22 protein-coding genes are annotated in these 21,210 nt (G+C 40.3%); 17 read left to right on the forward strand and 5 right to left on the reverse strand.

The features are described from left to right. Nucleotides 1-180: 180 nt before the first annotated feature. On the reverse strand, nucleotides 181-1,554 hold the full coding sequence (locus tag ACQKFO_RS01165) for a glycine--tRNA ligase (protein WP_427596510.1): 1,374 nt from the start codon (nucleotides 1,552-1,554) through the stop codon (nucleotides 181-183). A 461-nt stretch (nucleotides 1,555-2,015) separates the two neighbouring features. On the opposite strand from ACQKFO_RS01165, the gene ACQKFO_RS01170 reads away from it, so the two are divergent. From ACQKFO_RS01170 to ACQKFO_RS01215, 10 genes are all read left to right on the forward strand, one after another. After that, complete coding sequence (locus ACQKFO_RS01170) at nucleotides 2,016-2,642, forward strand: helix-turn-helix transcriptional regulator (protein ID WP_427597752.1); 627 nt, start codon at nucleotides 2,016-2,018, stop codon at nucleotides 2,640-2,642. A 13-nt stretch (nucleotides 2,643-2,655) separates the two neighbouring features. Further along, nucleotides 2,656-3,468: a pyruvate, water dikinase regulatory protein gene (locus ACQKFO_RS01175; protein ID WP_427597753.1), complete on the forward strand. Its 813-nt coding sequence runs from the start codon at nucleotides 2,656-2,658 to the stop codon at nucleotides 3,466-3,468. Between the two features lie 310 nt (nucleotides 3,469-3,778). After that, on the forward strand, nucleotides 3,779-4,246 hold the full coding sequence (locus ACQKFO_RS01180) for a YaiI/YqxD family protein (protein ID WP_427597754.1): 468 nt from the start codon (nucleotides 3,779-3,781) through the stop codon (nucleotides 4,244-4,246). 44 nt (nucleotides 4,247-4,290) lie between these two features. Next, entirely contained in the window at nucleotides 4,291-6,102 is a 1,812-nt protein-coding gene (dnaG, locus tag ACQKFO_RS01185; protein WP_427596511.1) for a DNA primase, read from the forward strand. A 33-nt stretch (nucleotides 6,103-6,135) separates the two neighbouring features. After that, nucleotides 6,136-7,266, forward strand: coding sequence for an RNA polymerase sigma factor RpoD (rpoD, locus tag ACQKFO_RS01190; protein WP_148969711.1), 1,131 nt, complete (start codon nucleotides 6,136-6,138; stop codon nucleotides 7,264-7,266). Between the two features lie 124 nt (nucleotides 7,267-7,390). Continuing rightward, nucleotides 7,391-7,930: a hypothetical protein gene (locus ACQKFO_RS01195; RefSeq protein ID WP_427596512.1), complete on the forward strand. Its 540-nt coding sequence runs from the start codon at nucleotides 7,391-7,393 to the stop codon at nucleotides 7,928-7,930. Between the two features lie 163 nt (nucleotides 7,931-8,093). Beyond that, nucleotides 8,094-9,236, forward strand: coding sequence for an acyl-CoA dehydrogenase (locus ACQKFO_RS01200; RefSeq protein ID WP_427596513.1), 1,143 nt, complete (start codon nucleotides 8,094-8,096; stop codon nucleotides 9,234-9,236). A 230-nt stretch (nucleotides 9,237-9,466) separates the two neighbouring features. Then, nucleotides 9,467-9,841 carry a cytochrome c550 gene (cccA, locus tag ACQKFO_RS01205; protein ID WP_148969708.1) on the forward strand — a complete coding sequence of 125 codons (375 nt, stop codon included), beginning with the start codon at nucleotides 9,467-9,469 and terminating at the stop codon, nucleotides 9,839-9,841. A gap of 116 nt (nucleotides 9,842-9,957) precedes the next feature. Beyond that, nucleotides 9,958-10,668: a tRNA (adenine(22)-N(1))-methyltransferase gene (locus tag ACQKFO_RS01210; RefSeq protein WP_427596514.1), complete on the forward strand. Its 711-nt coding sequence runs from the start codon at nucleotides 9,958-9,960 to the stop codon at nucleotides 10,666-10,668. After that, nucleotides 10,665-11,783 carry a Nif3-like dinuclear metal center hexameric protein gene (locus ACQKFO_RS01215; protein WP_427596515.1) on the forward strand — a complete coding sequence of 373 codons (1,119 nt, stop codon included), beginning with the start codon at nucleotides 10,665-10,667 and terminating at the stop codon, nucleotides 11,781-11,783. Before ACQKFO_RS01210 ends, ACQKFO_RS01215 begins: the two co-directional genes overlap by 4 nt. A gap of 43 nt (nucleotides 11,784-11,826) precedes the next feature. On the opposite strand, the gene ACQKFO_RS01220 is transcribed toward ACQKFO_RS01215, so the two are convergent. Beyond that, nucleotides 11,827-12,783, reverse strand: coding sequence for a 4-hydroxy-3-methylbut-2-enyl diphosphate reductase (locus ACQKFO_RS01220; RefSeq protein ID WP_427596516.1), 957 nt, complete (start codon nucleotides 12,781-12,783; stop codon nucleotides 11,827-11,829). A 171-nt stretch (nucleotides 12,784-12,954) separates the two neighbouring features. Further along, complete coding sequence (gene vrrA / locus ACQKFO_RS01225; protein ID WP_427596517.1) at nucleotides 12,955-13,674, reverse strand: VrrA/YqfQ family protein; 720 nt, start codon at nucleotides 13,672-13,674, stop codon at nucleotides 12,955-12,957. Between the two features lie 305 nt (nucleotides 13,675-13,979). Here vrrA and ACQKFO_RS01230 point away from each other — a divergent pair, with 305 nt between their 5' ends. Both ACQKFO_RS01230 and ACQKFO_RS01235 read left to right on the forward strand, forming a co-directional pair. Beyond that, nucleotides 13,980-15,287 (forward strand): DEAD/DEAH box helicase, encoded by a 1,308-nt coding sequence (locus tag ACQKFO_RS01230; protein WP_427596518.1) that lies wholly within the window; start codon nucleotides 13,980-13,982, stop codon nucleotides 15,285-15,287. Nucleotides 15,288-15,356: 69 nt separating this feature from the next. Continuing rightward, complete coding sequence (locus ACQKFO_RS01235; protein WP_427596519.1) at nucleotides 15,357-16,250, forward strand: deoxyribonuclease IV; 894 nt, start codon at nucleotides 15,357-15,359, stop codon at nucleotides 16,248-16,250. Nucleotides 16,251-16,305: 55 nt separating this feature from the next. Here the strand turns inward: ACQKFO_RS01235 and ACQKFO_RS01240 are convergent, their stop codons facing one another. Then, nucleotides 16,306-16,560 carry a DUF2624 domain-containing protein gene (locus tag ACQKFO_RS01240; protein ID WP_427596520.1) on the reverse strand — a complete coding sequence of 85 codons (255 nt, stop codon included), beginning with the start codon at nucleotides 16,558-16,560 and terminating at the stop codon, nucleotides 16,306-16,308. Between the two features lie 90 nt (nucleotides 16,561-16,650). Here ACQKFO_RS01240 and ACQKFO_RS01245 point away from each other — a divergent pair, with 90 nt between their 5' ends. The 5 genes from ACQKFO_RS01245 to ACQKFO_RS01265 all read left to right on the forward strand — a co-directional run bounded on the left by ACQKFO_RS01245 (nucleotide 16,651) and on the right by ACQKFO_RS01265 (nucleotide 20,435). Further along, a complete protein-coding gene (locus tag ACQKFO_RS01245; RefSeq protein ID WP_299738452.1) occupies nucleotides 16,651-17,532 on the forward strand; it encodes a YitT family protein in 882 nt (293 codons plus the stop codon). A 156-nt stretch (nucleotides 17,533-17,688) separates the two neighbouring features. Continuing rightward, complete coding sequence (locus ACQKFO_RS01250; protein WP_427596521.1) at nucleotides 17,689-18,465, forward strand: metal ABC transporter ATP-binding protein; 777 nt, start codon at nucleotides 17,689-17,691, stop codon at nucleotides 18,463-18,465. A gap of 18 nt (nucleotides 18,466-18,483) precedes the next feature. Then, on the forward strand, nucleotides 18,484-19,341 hold the full coding sequence (locus tag ACQKFO_RS01255) for a metal ABC transporter permease (protein ID WP_427596522.1): 858 nt from the start codon (nucleotides 18,484-18,486) through the stop codon (nucleotides 19,339-19,341). A gap of 3 nt (nucleotides 19,342-19,344) precedes the next feature. Further along, complete coding sequence (locus ACQKFO_RS01260; RefSeq protein WP_044339634.1) at nucleotides 19,345-19,761, forward strand: Fur family transcriptional regulator; 417 nt, start codon at nucleotides 19,345-19,347, stop codon at nucleotides 19,759-19,761. A gap of 314 nt (nucleotides 19,762-20,075) precedes the next feature. Next, entirely contained in the window at nucleotides 20,076-20,435 is a 360-nt protein-coding gene (locus ACQKFO_RS01265) for a DUF1499 domain-containing protein (protein WP_427596523.1), read from the forward strand. Between the two features lie 32 nt (nucleotides 20,436-20,467). Here ACQKFO_RS01265 and ACQKFO_RS01270 read toward each other — a convergent pair whose 3' ends face one another. Further along, the gene (locus tag ACQKFO_RS01270) at nucleotides 20,468-21,037 is read right to left on the reverse strand and encodes a hypothetical protein (protein WP_427596524.1); all 570 of its coding nucleotides are present in this window, start codon (nucleotides 21,035-21,037) and stop codon (nucleotides 20,468-20,470) included. Nucleotides 21,038-21,210: the final 173 nt, after the last annotated feature.

The raw sequence follows: 21,210 nt of genomic DNA on the forward strand, positions 1-21,210 counted from the left end.
GGTATGTTCGTCTTATGCTTGTCGCCTCTGGGCAAAGCCCCTCCGCTTTAGGTGTCTGCTAGCTCCGGGGCTTAGAGGCTCGAGGTCATAAGTCAACCCTGCCAAAAAGGCAAAGAACGCCTTTCCGGCAGGGCTGTCTTATGCTTGTCGCCTCTGAACGAGCCGCCTCCGCTTTAGGTTTTAAAATTTAATCTTCTCCTGTAAGAACGCCTTTACTTCGCTGATCGGCATTCTTACCTGATCCATTGTGTCACGGTCACGTACGGTCACTTGGCCATCTTCAACCGAGTCAAAGTCAAATGTGATACAGAATGGTGTACCGATTTCATCTTGACGTCGGTAGCGTTTACCGATTGACGCTGTTTCGTCGAAGTCGATCATAAGATCCTGTGATAATTCTTCATACACCTTGAATGCATCATCCGATAATTTCTTAGAAAGCGGCAGGACTGCTGCTTTGAATGGAGCCAGTGCGGGATGGAAGCGGAGTACTGTTCGTGAATCATTTTCAAGCTCCTCCTCTTCAAATGCGTCACATAGGAATGCAAGAGTGACACGGTCTGCACCTAAGGATGGTTCAATACAGTATGGAACATACTTTTCATTTGTTTGAGGATCCATGTAGTGGAAGTCTTCGTTTGAATGTTCCATATGACGCTTCAGGTCAAAGTCTGTTCGATCTGCTACACCCCAAAGCTCTCCCCAACCGAATGGGAATTTGTATTCAATATCCGTAGTTGCATTACTGTAATGAGACAATTCGTCTTTGTCATGATCGCGTAAACGCATGTTATCTTCGTTCATTCCCAGGTTAAGTAACCAGTTTTTACAGAATTCACGCCAGTAAGAGAACCATTCCAGGTCTTCTCCGGGTTTACAGAAGAATTCCAGTTCCATTTGTTCAAATTCACGTGTTCTGAATGTGAAGTTACCAGGTGTAATTTCATTTCGGAAGCTTTTTCCGACTTGAGCAATACCGAAAGGCATCTTCTTACGCATGGAGCGTTGAACATTCTTGAAGTTAACAAATATACCTTGAGCTGTTTCCGGGCGTAAATAGATTTCATTTGTAGATGATTCTGTCACACCCTGGTGAGTCTTGAACATTAAATCGAATTGACGGATATCGGTGAAATCCTGGCTTCCACAGTCAGGGCATGCGATACTGTGCTCTTTGATGATTTCTTCCATTTTTTCAAACGAAAGTCCATCCACGATCATCTCGATGCCTTTTTCTTCAAGGGCATTTTCAATGATTTTGTCTGCGCGATGGCGTGTTTTACATTGCTTACAGTCGATCATTGGATCGTTGAAGTTTCCAACGTGACCAGAAGCTACCCAAGTTTGTGGATTCATTAAGATACTTGCATCAAGACCCACGTTGTAAGGGGATTCCTGTACGAATTTTTTCCACCATGCTTTTTTAATATTGTTTTTTAACTCTACACCTAATGGACCGTAATCCCACGTGTTAGCAAGTCCTCCGTAAATTTCAGAACCCGGGAAAACAAACCCGCGATGCTTCGCTAAATTTACTACTTGTTCCATTGACATAAAAGTCACTCCTTTTCATCATGTATGTAATAAAATAAAAAAGCTCGTCCCTAGGCATATAGCCTAGGGACGAGCTTGATACTCGCGGTTCCACCCTAGTTGATATACGTCATGTATACCCACTTTTAAATGTAAAATAGCTCGGGATTGCCGTTTCCTTGCTTTCCAGGCTTTCACCGTCCCTGGTCGCTTGAAGTGCAGCAAGTACTTATTGATCCGTCATAGCATTATTATGATGAAGACATTTTATCATGTTAAAGAAATAAAAACAACTATTGATCAGTAGAAGGAAAAAGATTTGAAGTTTGTATCAAAAAAAGATAATCTGTGTTAAGTGAAATTTAAAATATAGTGTTGACACAATTGAATGATAATATGCTCTTTTCATTTTCTTTAAATAGTATATAATATTTCATATAAAGTATAACATAAATCGTTTGTCCGTTAGGTGGTGAGTAACAATCGAACTTAATAAGCGTCAAGAACATATCTTACAAATAGTTAAAGACAACGGACCTATCACTGGTGAACAAATCGCCGATCGATTAAACTTGACCAGGGCGACTCTCAGGCCTGATCTAGCCATTCTAACTATGGCAGGTTACCTGGATGCCCGTCCCAGAGTGGGATATTTCTATACAGGGAAAACAGGAACGCAGCTGTTGACAGAAAACCTTAACAAAATATATGTTAAAGATTATCAATCGATTCCTGTAGTGGTGAATGAAAATGTTTCTGTGTATGATGCCATTGTTACAATGTTCCTCGAGGACGTAGGCACATTGTTTGTAGTGGATGCCAATACGTACTTAGTTGGCGTCCTGTCACGTAAGGATCTATTGAGGGCGAGCATCGGGAAGCAGGAACTTAGTACCTTGCCGGTGAATATCATTATGACGAGAATGCCTAATATTACGGTCTGTGAAAAGGATGACCAGCTAATAGGCGTGGCCAAAGACTTGATTCATAAACAAATCGACTCTGTTCCGGTGATTAAGAAAACAGAAAAAGGCGATTTAGAGGTCATAGGCAGAATTACGAAAACAAATATCACGAAAGCATTTGTAGCGTTAGCAGATGAATATTAGAAGGTGGTGAGCGATCGTGAAAGAACCGATCATCTATGTTGTATCCGACTCGGTGGGTGAAACTGCTGAACTAGTCACAAAAGCGGCGATTAGCCAATTCAATGGTTCCAATACGGTCATTAAACGCTTTCCGTATGTAGAGGACTTAGAGCATATCGATGAAGTGATTTCCCTGGCGAAATTAAACCAGGGACTGATCGTATACACTCTTGTAAAGCCGGATATGCGTGCGTATATTAAAAAAGAAGCTGAAAGAGAAGAATTGTACGCATTTGATATTATCGGTCCATTAATGGATAAATATCAATCAGCTTACCAAAAAGAGCCGTTGTTCGAGCCGGGAACGGTAAGAAAGCTGGATGATGATTACTTCAAGAAAGTGGAAGCGATAGAGTTTGCCGTCAAGTACGATGATGGGCGGGATCCCCGAGGCATCCTTAGAGCGGATATTGTGCTTGTAGGTGTTTCCAGAACTTCAAAGACGCCGTTATCACAATATCTTGCACTGAAGAGGATTAAGGTGGCCAATGTACCACTAGTACCGGAAGTCGATCCGCCAGAGGAATTATTTATGGTTTCTCCTAAGAAGTGCTTCGGATTAAAGATCAGCCCTGAGAAGTTGAATACGATTCGCCGGGAAAGATTAAAGTCATTGGGCTTGAACGATCAGGCAAGCTATGCGAATATTCAACGCATTGAAGATGAGTTGAAATATTTCGAGAAAATAACCAATCGCATCGGATGCCATGTGATTGACGTAACGAACAAAGCTGTAGAAGAAACAGCCAATGTCATTACGAATATCTATCAGCACTCAAACAATTAACAGTTAAAAAGAATGATTCTTTTCCTGAATAAAAAAGGGAGAGAATCATTCTTTTTTGGTGAATCTAAACGTGAGCAATCAAAGGTTTCATAAATTGAGTATTTATAGTGGTCAAACTTGTCCGATTATACTATAATAAAAAATTGTGATAAAAATATTTAAAATAGGTTTAGACTAAACTCTTAAGGAATAAACTAATTATTGTGATATGTCAAGTCTCGTCTTAATTAAAATTCGACAATTTTTATCAATTCTCTAGGAAAATTCATAAAGAGAGAAGGATAATACGGAGTGATGTAGAATAGTTAGTATTAGCGAACATAAGTCTACCGTATATGTAGATGCAGATGCTTGCCCGGTAAAGCAGGAAATCATTAAAATTACCAGAGGATATGGCTTTGAAGTTGTTTTTGTTGCTTCTCATGCCCATAGGAAAAACACACCTGATCAAGGCAGGTGGGTATATGTCGATAGTTCGAAAGAAGCGGCTGACTTATACATCATGAACCATGTTCAACCACACGATGTACTGGTTACACAGGATATCGGGTTGGCGTCATTGGTTTTACCAAAAAAAGTTTATGCCATCTCTCCCAGGGGAAAAGCCTACAGGGAAGAGAGTATAGTCACGGCACTCGATTATCGATACGTCGCAGCAAAAGAACGCCGAAGAGGAAACTATGGTAAAGGTCCTAAACCTTTTACAAATGAAGACAGAGAAACATTTTGTAATTCCTTCGATAAAATCTTGTCGGAAATTGCAGGAGAATCGGAATAAGTACAGAATGGATTAAGAGGGTAAATAAAAACAGGTGATAAATCGTGTCTGAAAGAATCCCTGAAGATAAGTTAAATAAAATATTATCGTCAACCGATATCGTAGATGTCGTCAGTGATTATGTACAACTGAAAAAGCAGGGACGCAATTATTTTGGTTTGTGTCCGTTTCATGGAGAGAATACTCCATCTTTTTCTGTTTCCCCTGACAAACAAATATTTCACTGTTTCGGATGTGGGGCCGGGGGAAATGCGTTTACGTTTCTAATGGATGTTGATGGTTTGAGCTTCCTTGAAGCAGCGCAAAAGCTTGGTTCTAAAGTAGGAGAAGAAATATCCATACAGACATCTTCGTCTGAAAGGGAGCTTCCCCCCCAAGAAGATGAAAAGCAAATGATGGAAGCTCATGGGTTATTGAGTAAATTTTACCATCATCTCCTTCTAAATACAAAAGAAGGTCAGGAAGCCCTCGAATATTTACTGGCTCGGGGGTTTACGACTGAAAGTATTACTAAATTTCAGATTGGGTGGTCACTTCCAAGCTGGGATTTCACGGTTAAGTTCCTTCAAAAGCGAGGCTATTCCCTGGAGCTGATGGAAGCGGCAGGTTTACTCGTTAGAAGAGAAAGAGACAATTCCTTCCTGGATCGCTTCAGGGGAAGAATCATGTTTCCTATAGTTGATACGAAGGGGAATACGGTCGCTTTTTCAGGAAGAAGCATCGATGCGAATGATGAACCGAAGTACTTAAACAGTCCGGAAACGAAAATTTTTAACAAAAGCAGCATTCTTTATAACTATCACGGCGCGCGTTCAATGATTAGAAGAAAACAGCAGGCCATTCTGTTTGAAGGATTTGCCGACGTCATATCAGCCAGTGAAGCAGAGGTGGAAAATGGCGTAGCCACTATGGGTACTTCATTAACAGAGCAGCAAATCGGACTTCTTAAACGCCTGACTGATTCCGTGATCATTTGTTATGACGGTGATTCTGCTGGGGTGGAAGCCGCATTCCGGGCAGGGAATCTTCTTAACAATCATCAGCTGAACATTCGTGTCGCCACAATACCGGAACAATTAGACCCTGATGACTACATTTCAAAATATGGTCCAACAAAGTTTCAACAAGATGTAATAGGGGCAAGCTTAACGTTCATGGCATTTAAGCTTCGGTACTATAAGCTGAATAAAAACTTAAATGATGAAGGAGATCGCCTTAAGTATATAGAAGACATACTAAAGGAAATTACCCAACTGAGTAAAGCGGTTGAAAAGGATTATTATTTAAGGTATTTAGCAGATGAATTCCAATTATCTCTTGAGGCTCTTCAACAGCAGCTCTTTGATCTGGAAGGCCCCGATAAACGGAATTCCAAACCGCCTAAACAGGTAGGTATGCAAGGTAATTTCACCAGACAGACCCAGTCAAAACTTTTGCCCGCTTACCAAACGGCTGAGAGAAGATTGATTGCCTATATGCTTAAGGACCCGAACATCGCTTATAAGATTCAGGAGTGGCTTGCAGGTACTAACCTTAATATTGATGAACATCAGGCTATTATTACTTATTTATTGGGTTATTATGAAGAAGGTCTACCTCCAAGTGCCAGTGCCTTTATCGGGTATCTTCCCGATGAGAGGTTAAGAAGGATCGTAACGGACATTGAAATGATGTCAATAAGCGAAGAAAGTACGGACCAAGAATTAGTAGATTATGTCAATCAGGTGTTAAAACATCAAAAGATGTTGAGAATAAAAGAAAAAGAAGTGGAAAGAAAAGAAGCAGAACGACTAAAGGATTACCGAAAAGAAGCACAAATTGCAATGGAAATCTTACAGCTGCGTAAGTCTCTATAAAGTTTTGTAAGGAAGTTGGAAGGAGGGGAACAAATGGCTGAAAAGTCAGCGCGTTCCAAACAAATAGCATCAGAATTAACAGTTGATCAGGTGAAAGAATTTTTAGTTAACCAAGGTAAGAAAAGAGGGGTCCTCACATACGAAGATATTGCCGATAAATTATCAGGGTTTGAGTTGGATTCCGATCAAATGGATGAATTCTACGAACACTTAGGTGAACAAGGTGTAGAAATTATCAATGAAAATGACGAAGATGATGATCCGGGTGCTACGGAGTTAGAGAAAGAAGAGGAAGAAGAATTCAATCTGAATGATTTAAGCGTTCCTCCAGGAGTTAAAATAAATGATCCTGTTCGTATGTATCTGAAAGAAATTGGAAGAGTTGATCTTTTATCTGCAGAGGAAGAGATAAATCTTGCCAAGAGAATTGAAGAAGGCGATGAGGAAGCTAAGCGACGTCTTGCTGAAGCGAACCTGCGACTTGTTGTTAGTATTGCCAAACGTTACGTTGGTCGAGGTATGTTATTCTTAGACCTTATCCAGGAAGGAAATATGGGTCTGATTAAAGCGGTAGAAAAGTTTGATTACCGTAAAGGGTACAAATTCAGTACGTATGCAACTTGGTGGATTCGCCAAGCCATCACCCGTGCGATCGCTGACCAGGCCAGAACGATTCGTATTCCGGTTCATATGGTTGAAACCATCAACAAGCTTATTCGTGTCCAAAGACAGTTATTGCAAGACTTAGGGCGTGAACCGGCACCGGAAGAAATCGCAGAAGAAATGGATCTGACGCCTGAAAAGGTTCGGGAAATCCTTAAAATTGCTCAAGAGCCGGTATCCCTTGAAACGCCAATTGGTGAAGAAGATGATTCTCATCTAGGTGACTTCATTGAAGATGCAGAAGCTCAATCTCCTTCAGAACATGCTGCTTACGAACTTTTAAAGGAACAGCTTGAAGATGTACTGGATACTTTAACAGATCGTGAAGAAAATGTTCTTCGTTTACGCTTTGGCCTGGACGATGGCAGAACCCGTACACTTGAAGAGGTAGGGAAAGTCTTCGGTGTAACGAGGGAACGTATTCGTCAAATAGAAGCAAAAGCTCTTAGAAAACTGCGTCATCCGAGCAGAAGCAAACGCTTAAAGGACTTTTTAGAATAGAAACCCCATTTACTGCCTCTATTGTGAATAGAGGTGGTTTTTTTTTGCTCGAAATAAAGGTTTTTTCATCACCTTTGACGAATGATTGTAGCTAAAAGATTTAAGAGATAAAGGTGTGACAACTGTGAAAACAGTAAAGGATTCAAGAAAAGATTTAATTGTGAATGAAATACAACTTTGGAAGCAAGCTAGTATGCTGCCAGAGCACTATTGTGACTATCTCCTTGCATTATATACCGAAGGAGATGTTATGGAACAAAGCGATCAAAAGAAAGCCAAAAAGAAGACAATGCTTAAAGACTTCTTATTTTCAATTTGTGCTATGTTAATTTCATTATTTGTCATTTATTTTACTGAATTGTCAATCGTTTTGCAAACAACGATTTTGGCAAGTTTTGTCGGATTATTAGTAGGGATAGGAATTTATTATACTAAAAAACAATTATCGCCAATACTCTTGTATATGGCTGCTGCTTGTATACTTCTTTTGTCCTCCATAGAAATAATTGAAGAGTTATTCGGCAGGAATTCTTTCGGTATGTACATAACCTTATTTATGAACTGTTTCCTTTGGATAACTGCAGGTTTGAAATGGAAGCTGGGTTATTTTTGCCTGTCAGGTATGGCAGGGTTGATCCTACTAATTATTTTTATACTACTATAACTTCTGAAAATTTAAAAGTTTTTTAAAGTTGAGAAAATTCTCTATTCCCTTTTATAATAAGAATGAGAGCGTATTCATAGAGTGCAGTGATTATGTTTAAAAGCGCTATTATGGAAATGAATTCAGGGCTTTCAGTCATCAAAGTTAGACAAGGGGGATAAGGATGAATTTTGACTTAACACAAGAACAAACAATGATTAAAAAGACAATCAGGGAATTTGCTGAAGAAGAAGTGGCTCCTGGTGCATTGGATCGGGACCGCACAAAGGAATTTCCTAAAGAAATTTTCAAGAAGCTTTCTGATCTGGGGATGATGGGACTTCCGTTTCCCGAGGAATATGGGGGGGCAGGTGCTGATACGGTCAGTTTCGCAATCGTAACCGAAGAGCTAAGCAGAGCTTGTGCGTCGACAGGTATTACGTACTCTGCGCATATTTCTCTTGGAGGAGCACCCATTAACTTATTTGGTTCTCATGAACAAAAGCAGGAATACTTAACGCCAATCTGTACAGGGGAATCGTTTGGAGCTTTCGGTCTGACTGAACCCAATGCAGGTTCTGATGCAGGCGGCACCCAAACCACTGCAGAAGATAAAGGGGATAAATGGGTCATTAACGGTAATAAGTGCTATATTACCAATGCAAGCTATGCGAATCATCTCGCTTTAACAGCGATTACAGGTAGAAACAATGGGAACAAAGAAATTAGTGCGATTATCGTTCCGACTAAAGCAAAAGGATTCACGGTAGTCGATAATTATGAAAAAATGGGCCTTCATTCATCAAACACGACAGAGTTGGTTCTTGAAGATGTTGAAGTACCGAAAGAAAACCTGTTAGGAAAGCAGGGAGAAGGTTTCAAGCAGTTCCTTGTCACACTGGACGGTGGAAGGATCGGAATCGGTGCTATGGCTGTCGGTGTCGCACAGGCTGCTTTTGATAAAGCACTGCAGTATTCCAAGGAAAGAAAGCAATTTGGCAAAACCTTATCACAGTTTCAAGTCACTCAATTTAAGCTTGCTGATATGGCAATGAAGATTGAACTGGCAAGGAACATGGTTCATAAGGCAGCGTGGTTGAAAGATCAGGGAAGACCATTTTCAAAAGAAGCTTCCATGTGTAAGTTATACGCTTCAGAAATCAGTATGGAAGTAGCAGATGAGGCCATTCAGATTCACGGTGGATACGGATACATGAAAGAATACCATGTAGAAAGGTATCTAAGGGATGCCAAACTCCTTGAAATAGGAGAAGGGACCTCAGAAGTCCAGAGAATGGTCATTTCAAGGCTGATAGGATGTCAATAAGGTGAAAACACCATAACAGCTATGAGGAGCTCTATTGGTCCGCTCTGGGGCAATAGGGCTCTCCTTCTTTTTAAAGAAAACTGACCTTATTTTACACGAAATGTGTCTAATTTGTGAGAAAGATGGAAAAGTTAATTGATAGTACTTTTACTTTGTCGTTTTTTACAGTAAAATATAAAGTGTTGAAAAGAGCACTATTTTTGGATGTTGTACATAAAGGAGGTTAAATCATGAATCGTAATCCAATCATTCCATTCGTACTTATCATGGCTCTTGGAATTGGTCTTGTTTTCTTCTTGTCTTTGGAAGGCCTTAACAACGCTGATGAAAAAGCAAAAGAAGAAGGTCACGGGGAAATGGAAGGTAAAGAAGGCGAACAGGCTTCAAGCGGAGAATTCGATCCGGAAGCTAAGTACAAAGAGTCTTGTGTATCTTGTCATGGTGGAAACTATGAAGGTGGCGCCGGTCCTGCTCTTAAAGGAACAAAGCTGTCTAAAGATGAGATCAAAGAAACGATTAAAAACGGTAAAGGTATGATGCCGGCTGGTCTAGTAGAAGAAGGAAATCTGGATGCTATGGCAGACTGGATCAAGTCACTTAAATAATCAATGATTGAAAAAGGTTCTTTGTCTTTGGGCAAAGGACTTTTTTTATCGGGAAAAGTTGGTTAGAATAATTATCGTACATGATTTACCCAATAAAAATGATTAAAGGTGAACGAATGAATATTCAACAATTATCGAAACGACTAGAAACAGTTGTGTCATACATACCCAAGCAATCTAAAATCGCTGATATCGGTTCAGATCATGCATACTTACCGTGCTATGCCGTCAATAAAGGTATTGCTTCCTCTGCAATCGCAGGAGAAGTAGTGAAAGGACCCTATCTTTCTGCCAAGAAACAAGTCGAAGATGCCCAATTAACTCAGGAGGTAGAGGTGAGATTTGGGAATGGTTTGGAAGTGATTGCTCCAGGTGAGGTGGATTGTATTACGATCGCCGGAATGGGAGGCACATTGATTGCCTCAATCTTGGAGGCAGGTAAAGCAAAGCTGACCAATCAACCCAGGTTAATTCTTCAGCCGAATGTGAGTGCAAGGTCCATCCGAACGTGGCTCATGGATAATGAATGGGACTTAGTAGGGGAAGAAATCCTTGAAGAAGATGATAAGATATATGAAATTTTAGTAGCGGAAAAAGGGAATCCGAGACGCCACTACTCTGGTGAGCTTGAAAAAGAGCTTCTGCTCGGTCCATTCTTATTGAAGGAGCGTAATGATGCATTTTTGAGAAAGTGGAATCAGGAGCTTCAACAGTGGAAAAATATATTGAATAACATGGAAAAAGCGGAAAAAACCGATGAGTTGGAAGATCGAAAACGGGAACTTATTCAAAAAATACAAATGGTGGAGGAGGTTCTTATCCCATGAAGACAGTAAACGGTCATGAGATCATTCAGCTGTTTGAACAATTTTCACCAAAATATTTAGCAGAAGAAGGGGATCCGATTGGTCTTCAAATTGGTAAGCTGAACGAAAAGGTTGAAAATGTGATGATCACCCTGGATGTATTGGAGAATGTGGTGGATGAAGCAATTAAAAACAATGTGAAATTAATTATAGCCCACCACCCACCGCTTTTTCGTCCATTGAAGTCCCTGCAAACTGACACATACCAGGGACGTATGATCGAGAAGTTAATCAAGCATGATATTGCCGTGTATGCGGCTCATACGAATCTTGATGTGGCGATAGGGGGAGTGAATGATCTTTTATCCGACATGCTGAATTTGCAGGATACGTCGGTACTCGTCCCTACTCACAATGAGGAGCTCTGTAAATTAGTCGTTTATGTGCCAAAAGATAACGCAAATGAACTTAGAACGGCCCTTGGGAATGCAGGAGCCGGGCACATCGGAAAATATTCACATTGCAGCTTCTCGACTGAAGGAAAGGGAAGATTCCTCCCTGAGGAGGGCACGAACCCTCATATAGGGAAGCAAGGTTTCCTTGAGGAAGTAGAAGAAGAGAAGGTGGAAACCGTTTATCCTGTTTCTTTAGAGAAAAAGGTGTTGAAAGCGATGTTTACCCATCATCCTTATGAAGAAGTTGCCTATGATATCTATTCCCTTAAAAACGAGTCGCCTGCTTTAGGCCTAGGTAGAATCGGACATTTACAGAATGAGATGAGTCTTAAGGAATTTGCTTTATTTGTGAAAGAAACATTCGGTATGGACGGAATCAGACTCATTGGTGATGGGGAAGCGAAAGTGAAGAAAGTAGCAGTGCTTGGCGGAGATGGAAATAAGTTTATCGGGAAAGCGAAAAGACAGGGAGCGGATGTATTCGTCTCAGGGGATATTTATTACCACACTGCCCACGACGCCATGATGATGGGACTGAATGTCGTTGATGCAGGACATCACATAGAAAAAGTCATGAAGGATGGAGTGGCCGGTTACTTAGCGAAAAAATCCTCGGAAAAAGGGTATATCGTCAATATATTCGCCTCAAAAGCTGAAACCAACCCATTTACGTATATGTAAAGATGAAGGCCCCTTAGAATTTCTAAGGGGCCTTTCACGTTTTTTATTTAGTTCCCAATTTAGATTTTCGTACTTTAGGGAGAATTTTATTCAATGGAACATTCCGCTCTCTTGTCCAAGTTGATTCCTCATTTGGATCAAAAGCTTCAAGGAATTTAATGACTTCTTTTACGATTGGAGTAGGAGTGGATGCACCTGCTGTTACAGCAACGATGCCCGCATCTTTAATCCATTCTATATCCAGTTCGCTTATATCAGAGATTCGATGTGCAGGAGTACCGGCGATATCCTTTGATACTTGGGCAAGGCGGTTGGAGTTATTACTCTTAGGATCTCCTACAACGATTAGGACATCTGCATCTCCAGCTTGTTCAGCAACTGCTTCTTGACGAACCTGGGTAGCCAGGCAGATTTCTTTATGCAGTTCAACATGAGGATACATTTCCTTCACTTTATCCATCGTATCCAATACATCCCACTGGCTCATCGTCGTTTGATTGGTCACGATGATTTTTTCGTTTTCAATAGAAAGCTTTTCTACATCTTCTGCTGTTTCCACGAGATGCACGATCTCAGGTGCAACCCCGACAGCTCCTTCAGGCTCTGGATGTCCTTTTTTACCGATATAGATCACGTCATAGCCTTCCGCTTCTTTTGCGCGGATCAGATCATGGGTTTTCGTTACATCGGGACACGTTGCATCCAGTGTGACAAGTCCTTTTTGTTTGGCTATTTCTTTCACTTCAGGAGATACTCCATGTGCCGTGAAGATAACCGTTCCTTCATTTACTTGTTCGATGATTTCTTTTCTATTGGTGCCATCAAGGGTAATGATCCCGTCTTCTTCGAATGCGTCAGTCACATGTTTGTTGTGAACGATCATGCCTAAAATATAAATTGGACGAGGAAGCGATTTGTCCAATGCTGCGTTTCTTGCAATGACCATTGCATCTACAACACCGTAACAATAGCCTCTCGGAGTAATCTTAATAATTTCCATCTATGAATATCCTCCTACATGAGAAAAGGTTTTGTCTTCATTATAAAGGAGAACAGTCCTCCTGACAAAGAGAACGATAATAATGTGTACTCATTCCTATCAAAATGCCTTTGAATGCACAAATAAAAAAATCCCTAAACAGGTGATTCAGTACCTTTAGGGATCCTGGCCTTAAATATACAGCTTGGGTTTTGATCCTGATTTAGACTTTGATGGTGTCTGGTTATCATCAAAATCTTCACTATCCTCTGAAATTTCTACGGGTGGTTTCTTCTTCTTTTTTTTCTTAACAGTGGATTCCACTTCAGGGATGTCGATGTCCGCATTTTTTTCTTCGCTATTCCCGTCGTCGGACGCATCATCGGCAGGCATATCTTTAAACCCACGATATAACTTCCATAGTGCCGGGATATTTTTCACCATAGGCCCATATTGTTGGAACATCGGACCCAGCTGTTGAGCGGTCTGGAGCAATTGCTGCGAATTGGATAAAAAGGAATTCACATTACCGGGGTTCAATAGGCTCTGGAGGATTCCGCCAGCCGCCTGGGGAGATCGTTCAAATCCAGACGTGTTGGAAGATGAATCCCCTCTGGAAAATTGTTGTAATAATCCTCCGCCGGTATTCTGGTTATCTCCCTTTTTAAGAAGCTTAGACAATAAGCCACCTTTACCTGGCCCCCGGCTTCTTCCTCTCTGGTTCATTCCCATATTGAATCCCTGATTTTGACGTTGTCCTCCAAATTGAAACGGAGGTGGCTGCGTCTGCCCCAGTCCAAATCCATTCCTTCTAGGCTGCTGCATTCCGAACCCGTTGAATCCCCGCTGCTGTCTCATCCCGAAAGGATTTCGCATATCCTGTCCCTGATTCCTCATTCTTCTAGGCGGCATAATGACAGCCTCCTTTCATTCGAATAAATTCCTCGTCAGTATAGAGTATGCAATAGGTGAAAAAAGGGTATTCATACAATATCATCTCAAATTAAAATAAGTATGAACTAGATGTTTTGCCAAAAAAATATTATAATGGTTAGATGTTCTTTAAATATGACGCTTGCTAACGTTATTATAATCACACGTGGTGATAAAGTGATCCGTAAATTTTATATATATCTATGGTGATGATGTGTACGAGAGACATCCATCCCGATGACAGCGTAAATAAAAGGATATTTTGAATAAAGGAGATGTAAAGAATGAAAAAGAATTTATTTCTACAATTCGGATTCCAGTCTTTCATTAATGAAGCTGTAGAAGAACTGGGTTTCTACGAACCAACAGAAATTCAAAAGAAAATGATCCCACTGATTTTAAAAGGGCAAAGTGCGATTGGTCAATCCCAGACAGGAACGGGAAAAACACATTCATACCTATTACCGATTATTGAGAAGGTAAATGCAGATTCTGAACAGGTACAAGCCGTGATTACTGCTCCAACCCGAGAACTTGCACAACAGATCTATCAAGAAGTACTAAAGATCACGAAGGATAGCAACATTGTTTCCCGCTGCTTTATTGGTGGAACGGACAAGCAGAGAACGATCGAGAAATTAAAACACCAGCCTCATATTGTGGTTGGTACTCCCGGCCGGATCAATGATTTAGTGAAAGATCAAGCCTTATTTGTTCATACTGCCAGTCTACTCGTAATTGATGAAGCGGATCTGATGCTGGATATGGGATTCATTGAAGACGTGGATCAGATTGCCGCTAAGATGCCTGAAAAATTACAAATGCTTGTTTTCTCTGCGACAATTCCAGAGAAATTGAAGCCTTTCTTGAAAAAATATATGGAAAATCCACAATATGCACATGTCGAGCCCGAGCAGCTATCGGCAAAGAATATCCAACATGTAATCGTCCCTCTTAAGAGTCGCGATAAAATTAACTTATTGTACAATATTTTGGTGGATATTAATCCATATTTAGGTATCGTTTTCACTAATACAAAACAAAAAGCAGATGAAGTGGCTGATGCGTTGATCGCTAAAGGCTTAAAGGTTGGACGGATTCACGGAGACCTTTCCCCACGTGAGCGTAAGAAAATGATGAAGCAAACGAGAAATCTGGATTATCAGTACATCGTAGCGACTGATTTAGCAGCAAGGGGTATTGATATTGAAGGTGTAAGTCATATCATTAACTTTGAATTGCCACAAGATCTGGATTTTTATGTTCACCGTTCCGGACGTACAGCGCGTGCCGGTAATAGCGGAATTGCCTATACCATTTATACACCATCGGATGAAGATGCATTGAATCGTCTGGAAAAGCTCGGAATCAGCTTTGTTCATCAAGATATTAAGAAAGGGGAATGGTCTGAGTTACCACCCCTGAACAAACGTAAGAACCGTCAAAAAACGAATGTTGATGAGATTGATGAAAAAGCGAAATCCATGGTTCGAAAACCGAAAACAGTTAAGCCGGGCTACAAAAAGAAAATGAAGTACAAAATGGATCAAATCAAGAAACGTGAGAGAAGAATGAAAAACAGGAATAAATAAGTGTTTTAACGTGATTCATTTGTACACATTCGATACAATATAGAGAGATTTTCTTAGGAGTTGAGAAGAATGGTTAAGATTGGATCCCATGTTTCAATGAGTGGTAAAAAAATGCTATTAGCTTCCAGTGAGGAAGCCGTTTCCTATGGAGCTAATACATTTATGATTTATACAGGTGCACCTCAAAATACGAGAAGAAAAAAGATCGAAGACTTAAATATTGAAGCAGGTCTCGCCCACATGAAAGAAAATGGGATAGAGGACATCGTTGTACATGCTCCCTATATCATTAACATCGGAAATACGACGAACCCTGCTACATTTGAATTGGGTGTCAATTTCCTCCGCTCTGAAATCGAACGCACAGAAGCTCTGGGAGCGGGGCAGATTGTGCTTCACCCTGGTGCTCACGTAGGTGCAGGAGCGGATAAGGGAATCGAAAAGATCATTGAAGGCCTGAATGAAGTGTTAACTAAAGACCATAAAGTGCAGATTGCACTGGAAACAATGGCAGGGAAGGGTTCAGAATGTGGAAGATCCTTTGAGGAATTAGCTCAGATCATCAATGGAGTAGAACTGAATGACCGCCTTTCTGTTTGCTTCGATACTTGTCACACCCATGATGCAGGATATAATATTGTGGAAGATTTCGATGGAGTCTTGGAAGAATTCGATAAGATTGTCGGGATTGATCGCTTAAAGGTTTTACACATTAACGATAGTAAAAATGAACGTGGAGCCAGCAAAGATCGACATGAAAATTTAGGGTTCGGACATATCGGATTCAAAGCACTGAACTATATTGTGCATCATCCACAGCTGAAAGAGGTCCCTAAGATTTTGGAAACACCGTATGTAGGGGAAGATAAGAAAAATAAAAAACCTCCTTACAAGTACGAAATTGATATGCTGCGTAATCAAACATTCGATGAAGATGTATTAACGAAAATACTGAATCAATAAAAAAGGCAATAGAGGAGGTCATCTCTCAACAATAGGGACGCCTCCTCTTCTTTTACTATCTGATGAGCTGCAAAAAGAGTTGGTTGATTTCCTTCGCCTTGGAAGGACCAATGACCCTGGCTAAGTCCTTCACTAATTTACTGCGTTTTTTGTCATCAAAAATATTGATGTTCTTTCCTTTTACACTGGCGACGATGCTTGTTGCCTGCTGGGACGTCAATGAAATGTTATATTGATTGGCGTACTTTAATAATTCTTCATTTGTGATATTGTTGATTTTGTGATTAATCACGTTTTGTAACAACTTCATGTTTATCACTCCTCAAAAGATACATATGTAACACCTGATCAGAAAGTGACATTTTTATAAGAAAATAAAGTGAAAGGAAAGGAATTGCCGATGACCCAAAGAGTCCATAAAAAAGAAAGTCCCCTTCATTTTATTTACCGATTGATCTTTATTACGATTGGAGCGGCCTTAGCTGCTATATCGATCGAGTTGTTCCTTGTTCCAAATAATATCATCGATGGTGGAATTATTGGTGTTTCGCTGATTTTGGATTATTTAGTTTCAGACACCATTCCATTTGTGAACTTTGCAACCCTGCTGGTTTTCCTTAATCTCCCTTTCATGTATTACGGGTATAAACATATCGGGAAAACCTTTGTCGTTTCTTCTCTGTTTGCCATTATCGCACTGGCAGGTATTGAAAGCCTTTTACACCATATTGATCCGTTTGTAACAGAGAAAGTGTTAGCCACTGTTTTTGGAGGATTGACTCTTGGAGTTGGGGTCGGCCTGGTGATACGTCATGGTGGATCTCTGGATGGAACTGAAATTCTTGGTATCCTTTTAACGAAGAAGCTTCCGTTTTCAGTGGGGGAGTTTGTTATGTTCATCAATATTTTCATTTTCGCCTGGGCAGCATTTGTCTTCGGACTTGAAGAAGCGATGTATTCCGTTATGACTTACTATATAGCCTTTAAAACGATTGATACGGTGATTCAGGGAATGGATGAAACGAAGGCTGTTATCATTGTTTCTGATCATTACCTGGATGTATCCGACGCCATACTAAAAAGACTTGGCAGGGGAACAACCATGTTAAAGGGGCGTGGAGGTTACACAGATAATGATAAAGAGGTCATTTATGTCGTGGTCACCAGACTTGAAGTAACAAAGTTGAAATCCATTGTTTCTGATGTAGATCCCAATGCCTTCATTACGATTATGAGTACACAGGAAACAAAGGGTGCGCGATTTAAGTCTGCGATTCATTGATATAGCATGCAAATAAAGGACTGGACTGCTCACTCAAATTGAGCAGTCTTTTTATATGGTATTGGGGCATGAATGATTTACAATTGTGCACACATCATGTATACTACCCTATGTACTTTTAAATCGTAATGATTCTTATAAAGAGAGATGATTAAAATGGATACTACAAATCCTATTATAAAAATAGAAGATGTGAATTTCAGATATGAGCGGGAAAGAGTGCTCGAAGATATTAACCTAAGTATTCCGAGAGGAGCATTCCTTGGGATCGTCGGACCTAATGGTTCAGGAAAATCGACATTACTAAAGCTTGTTCTGGGCCTTCTGCGAGTTAAACAAGGAAATATTGAGCTATTTGGGATCCCGCAGCATAAGTTCAAACAATGGGATCGAATAGGGTTTGTTTCCCAAAAGGCCAATAGCTTCAATACAGGTTTTCCAGCCACGGTTTATGAAGTGGTGGCGAGCGGATTAGCGAAAAAAGCAGGCTTGTTCAAGAGGATTTCATCTAAATACAAACATGATGTTTATAGTGCCATAGAATCAGTTGGAATGAGTCAATTCGCTAAACGTAACATTGGAGAATTATCAGGTGGACAACAGCAAAGGGTGTTCATTGCCCGGGCCCTTGTCAGCCAGCCTGATGTGCTGATTCTTGATGAACCGACAGTTGGGGTGGACAGTCAAAACGTCCAAAACTTCTATGATATGTTAGAAACCTTAAATAAAGATTTAGGCATCACTCTCGTTCTTGTCACTCATGACATTGGATCGATTTCGAACAAAGTGACTCATGTCGCTTGTTTAAATAAACATTTACATTTCCATGGCAAAACAGAAGAGTTCGAGAAGCTTAAGGAAAATCAGCTTTCCTCTTTTTATGGTCATGATGTACATTTTTTAAATCATGAACATGAACATCATCATTCATGATCGATTGGAGGGAAGACAATGCTTCAAGCTATTTTTCAATATGAATTTTTACAAAATGCATTTCTAACGGGGATTCTCATCGGAATCATCGCACCCTTATTAGGAGCATTCATCGTCGTAAGGAGACTTTCTTTAATAGCGGATGCCTTGAGTCACGTCACTCTGTCAGGTATTGCAGCGAGCCTGTATTTAAGTAAAACAATGCCTGCTTTTTCGGGATTGAATCCACTCTATTTTGGGATGGTATTCTCTGTCATGGGCTCATTGTTCATAGAGCGTTTGCGTATGTTATATAAGCATTATCAAGAGCTTGCGATTCCGATCATCCTATCTGGAGGAATCGGGATAGGTGTCATTTTCATTTCTCTGGCAGACGGTTTTAATACAGATTTATTTAGTTATTTATTTGGAAGTGTCAGCGCAGTCAGCAGAGGGGATTTGTATTTGATTGGAGGAATCAGCGTCCTTGTCATCGGCGTCATTATCTTGCTGTACAAGGAATTGTTTCTTCTATCCTTTGATGAAGATCATGCAAAGGCGTCAGGTATCCCCGCTAAGGCGATCCACTTTATCTTTATGGTCATGGTGGCACTTGTGATTGCGGCTTCCATGCGCATCGTCGGGATCCTGCTCGTTTCGTCTCTTATGACATTACCGGTTGCTGCAAGCATCAGGATTGCCCATGGATTTAAACAAACGATTGGGTTTTCGCTTGTTTTCGGTGAAATTTCTGTTATTGTGGGATTGATCAGTGCATTCTATTTGAATCTTGCACCAGGTGGTACGATTGTCATGACGGCTATTTTGATCCTTCTCATTACAATTGTGATTAAAAAAATAAGAACGTCGAGTCATTCTTCTAAGGTTGAGGTGTAGAAAATGAATGTAACGGAAGCAATGGACCTGTTAAAATCAAAAGGATATAAGCATACAGGAAAACGGGAACAATTACTGGAACTGTTTTCCAGCTCTAATAAATATTTAACGGCCAGGGATGTTTTGGAGAATATGAAAGCTGATTACCCGGGGCTTAGTTTTGATACAATCTACCGTAATTTGAGTTTGTTTGTTGAACTTGAGATCTTGGAAGAGACGGAACTCTCAGGTGAAAGACATTTTCGATTCACATGCGAAAGTCATCACCATCATCATCACTTCATTTGTATGGATTGTGGTAAAACGAAAGAAATTCACACATGCCCCATGGAAGCATTAAAAGAAAATTTAACGGACACAGGGTATGACATATCCGGCCATAAATTCGAAATTTACGGTAAATGCCCTCAATGTCAGTAGAGAGATCCTTTTAGGGTCTCTTTTTTCTTGCTCACTCCGTAAAGTTTGTTATTTTGTTACATAAGGTCTGCTTGTTGCTCTGTCAATAAGTGTGTGCTTAGATGGTGAGGGGAACCGCTCCGCTTTCCGCGGACGTTCGGCCGAGCCTCCTCAGCTCTGGGGTCTCGGCACGCCCCATGTTTTCACACTTCCACTCATGATAAATTTGTTTTTCTTGGAAGTCTTTTTCTTTTACTGAAATGTCCATAGTTTAAGTGACAGCAAAAGAGGGAAAAAATGCAATTATAGAGAAGGAATAGAGAGGAGATGCGTTCATGGAAACAGTTCCTTTTACTCATTGCCCAACGAATAAAAAAAACTGTGTAAGCACGATAGATCTCACATCATATCATAGGATTGCACCACTTCCCATCAGTGGAAGCACAGAGGATACGAAGGAGAGAATCCATAATACCCTTAGCAAGTTCGATCATGTAGAGATCAAGGAAGAGAAGTCACATTATGTGCATGCGGTATTCACATCAAAGTGGATGAAGTTCAAGGATGACCTGGAACTCTATATTGATGAAAGTACACATCTTCTACATATCAAGTCAGGTTCACGTCTCGGATATTATGATTTTAAAGTGAATCGGAAACGGGTGGAACAATTTAAAGATTTGTTTAATAAGTAATGAAAAAGCCTCTAACGATCAGAGGCTTTTTCTTATGATTCATTTTGAAGCCAGGTTTGAACCCAGGAGTTCGCTTCCTGCCAGTCATTTACGCGAATGACTCTATCAGGAATCGGTTTTTGATTGTATGGAGTGTTAAATAACAGAACCGGAATCGATAGTTCTTCAGAAATCGCTACAGCATTATCATGTTTATCCTCAAAGAAAATATCGACACCGTGTTTTTTTGCTGTTGAAATTTTGTCATGTGAGCCGATTAATTCAATGTGATGATACGTCAAATCCTGGCTATTGAACCATTCTTTGGTTAATTGGATGAGGTCGGACCTTCTTGCACTTATGAAATAAAGCTCATGTATTTCTTTCCATTGATCCAGTATTTTCTTTGCGCCAGGAGCAAGGGGAGATTCTTTGTATATGGTTGGTTCTGCTTCCTTAAACCATTTCCCGAATGTTTGAGGTGAAATATTCAGAACCTCTGTCAGCTCATATTGGGTGATGTCTTGTAAGGTTAAATTCAACTTAAAATAATCATTTATGTGAGGCAGTAAAGATTCAGGTGACGTAACTGTCCCATCAATATCGATTCCAAAACGTTTCATTCTTTATCATACTCCTCTTTATAAAAACTCCTTCAAGTTTATCACACTTATGACCAGTAGATAAACGATGTTTTCAAAAAGCAATTAATGGTTTGAAAAGTGAAGGTAAGCTAACAAAAATGACAAACATTAGCATAGTAAATATAGAGAAGTGACACACAATAAGAAGGCTC

Source organism: Rossellomorea sp. NPDC071047, from assembly GCF_050270195.1.
Taxonomy (GTDB): Bacteria; Bacillota; Bacilli; order Bacillales; family Bacillaceae_B; genus Rossellomorea.

What these genes read in the sequence shown, in the direction of transcription:
- ACQKFO_RS01250 (WP_427596521.1), top strand. Translation starts at nt 17,689, where the DNA reads ATGGATACTACAAATCCTATTATAAAAATAGAAGATGTGAATTTCAGA.
- ACQKFO_RS01215 (WP_427596515.1), top strand. Translation starts at nt 10,665, where the DNA reads ATGAAGACAGTAAACGGTCATGAGATCATTCAGCTGTTTGAACAATTT.
- ACQKFO_RS01270 (WP_427596524.1), bottom strand. Translation starts at nt 21,037, where the DNA reads ATGAAACGTTTTGGAATCGATATTGATGGGACAGTTACGTCACCTGAA.
- ACQKFO_RS01260 (WP_044339634.1), top strand. Translation starts at nt 19,345, where the DNA reads ATGAATGTAACGGAAGCAATGGACCTGTTAAAATCAAAAGGATATAAG.
- ACQKFO_RS01230 (WP_427596518.1), top strand. Translation starts at nt 13,980, where the DNA reads ATGAAAAAGAATTTATTTCTACAATTCGGATTCCAGTCTTTCATTAAT.
- ACQKFO_RS01165 (WP_427596510.1), bottom strand. Translation starts at nt 1,554, where the DNA reads ATGTCAATGGAACAAGTAGTAAATTTAGCGAAGCATCGCGGGTTTGTT.
- ACQKFO_RS01235 (WP_427596519.1), top strand. Translation starts at nt 15,357, where the DNA reads ATGGTTAAGATTGGATCCCATGTTTCAATGAGTGGTAAAAAAATGCTA.
- ACQKFO_RS01220 (WP_427596516.1), bottom strand. Translation starts at nt 12,783, where the DNA reads ATGGAAATTATTAAGATTACTCCGAGAGGCTATTGTTACGGTGTTGTA.
- ACQKFO_RS01210 (WP_427596514.1), top strand. Translation starts at nt 9,958, where the DNA reads ATGAATATTCAACAATTATCGAAACGACTAGAAACAGTTGTGTCATAC.
- cccA (WP_148969708.1), top strand. Translation starts at nt 9,467, where the DNA reads ATGAATCGTAATCCAATCATTCCATTCGTACTTATCATGGCTCTTGGA.
- vrrA (WP_427596517.1), bottom strand. Translation starts at nt 13,674, where the DNA reads ATGCCGCCTAGAAGAATGAGGAATCAGGGACAGGATATGCGAAATCCT.
- ACQKFO_RS01240 (WP_427596520.1), bottom strand. Translation starts at nt 16,560, where the DNA reads ATGAAGTTGTTACAAAACGTGATTAATCACAAAATCAACAATATCACA.
- ACQKFO_RS01255 (WP_427596522.1), top strand. Translation starts at nt 18,484, where the DNA reads ATGCTTCAAGCTATTTTTCAATATGAATTTTTACAAAATGCATTTCTA.
- ACQKFO_RS01265 (WP_427596523.1), top strand. Translation starts at nt 20,076, where the DNA reads ATGGAAACAGTTCCTTTTACTCATTGCCCAACGAATAAAAAAAACTGT.
- ACQKFO_RS01245 (WP_299738452.1), top strand. Translation starts at nt 16,651, where the DNA reads ATGACCCAAAGAGTCCATAAAAAAGAAAGTCCCCTTCATTTTATTTAC.
- ACQKFO_RS01200 (WP_427596513.1), top strand. Translation starts at nt 8,094, where the DNA reads ATGAATTTTGACTTAACACAAGAACAAACAATGATTAAAAAGACAATC.
- rpoD (WP_148969711.1), top strand. Translation starts at nt 6,136, where the DNA reads ATGGCTGAAAAGTCAGCGCGTTCCAAACAAATAGCATCAGAATTAACA.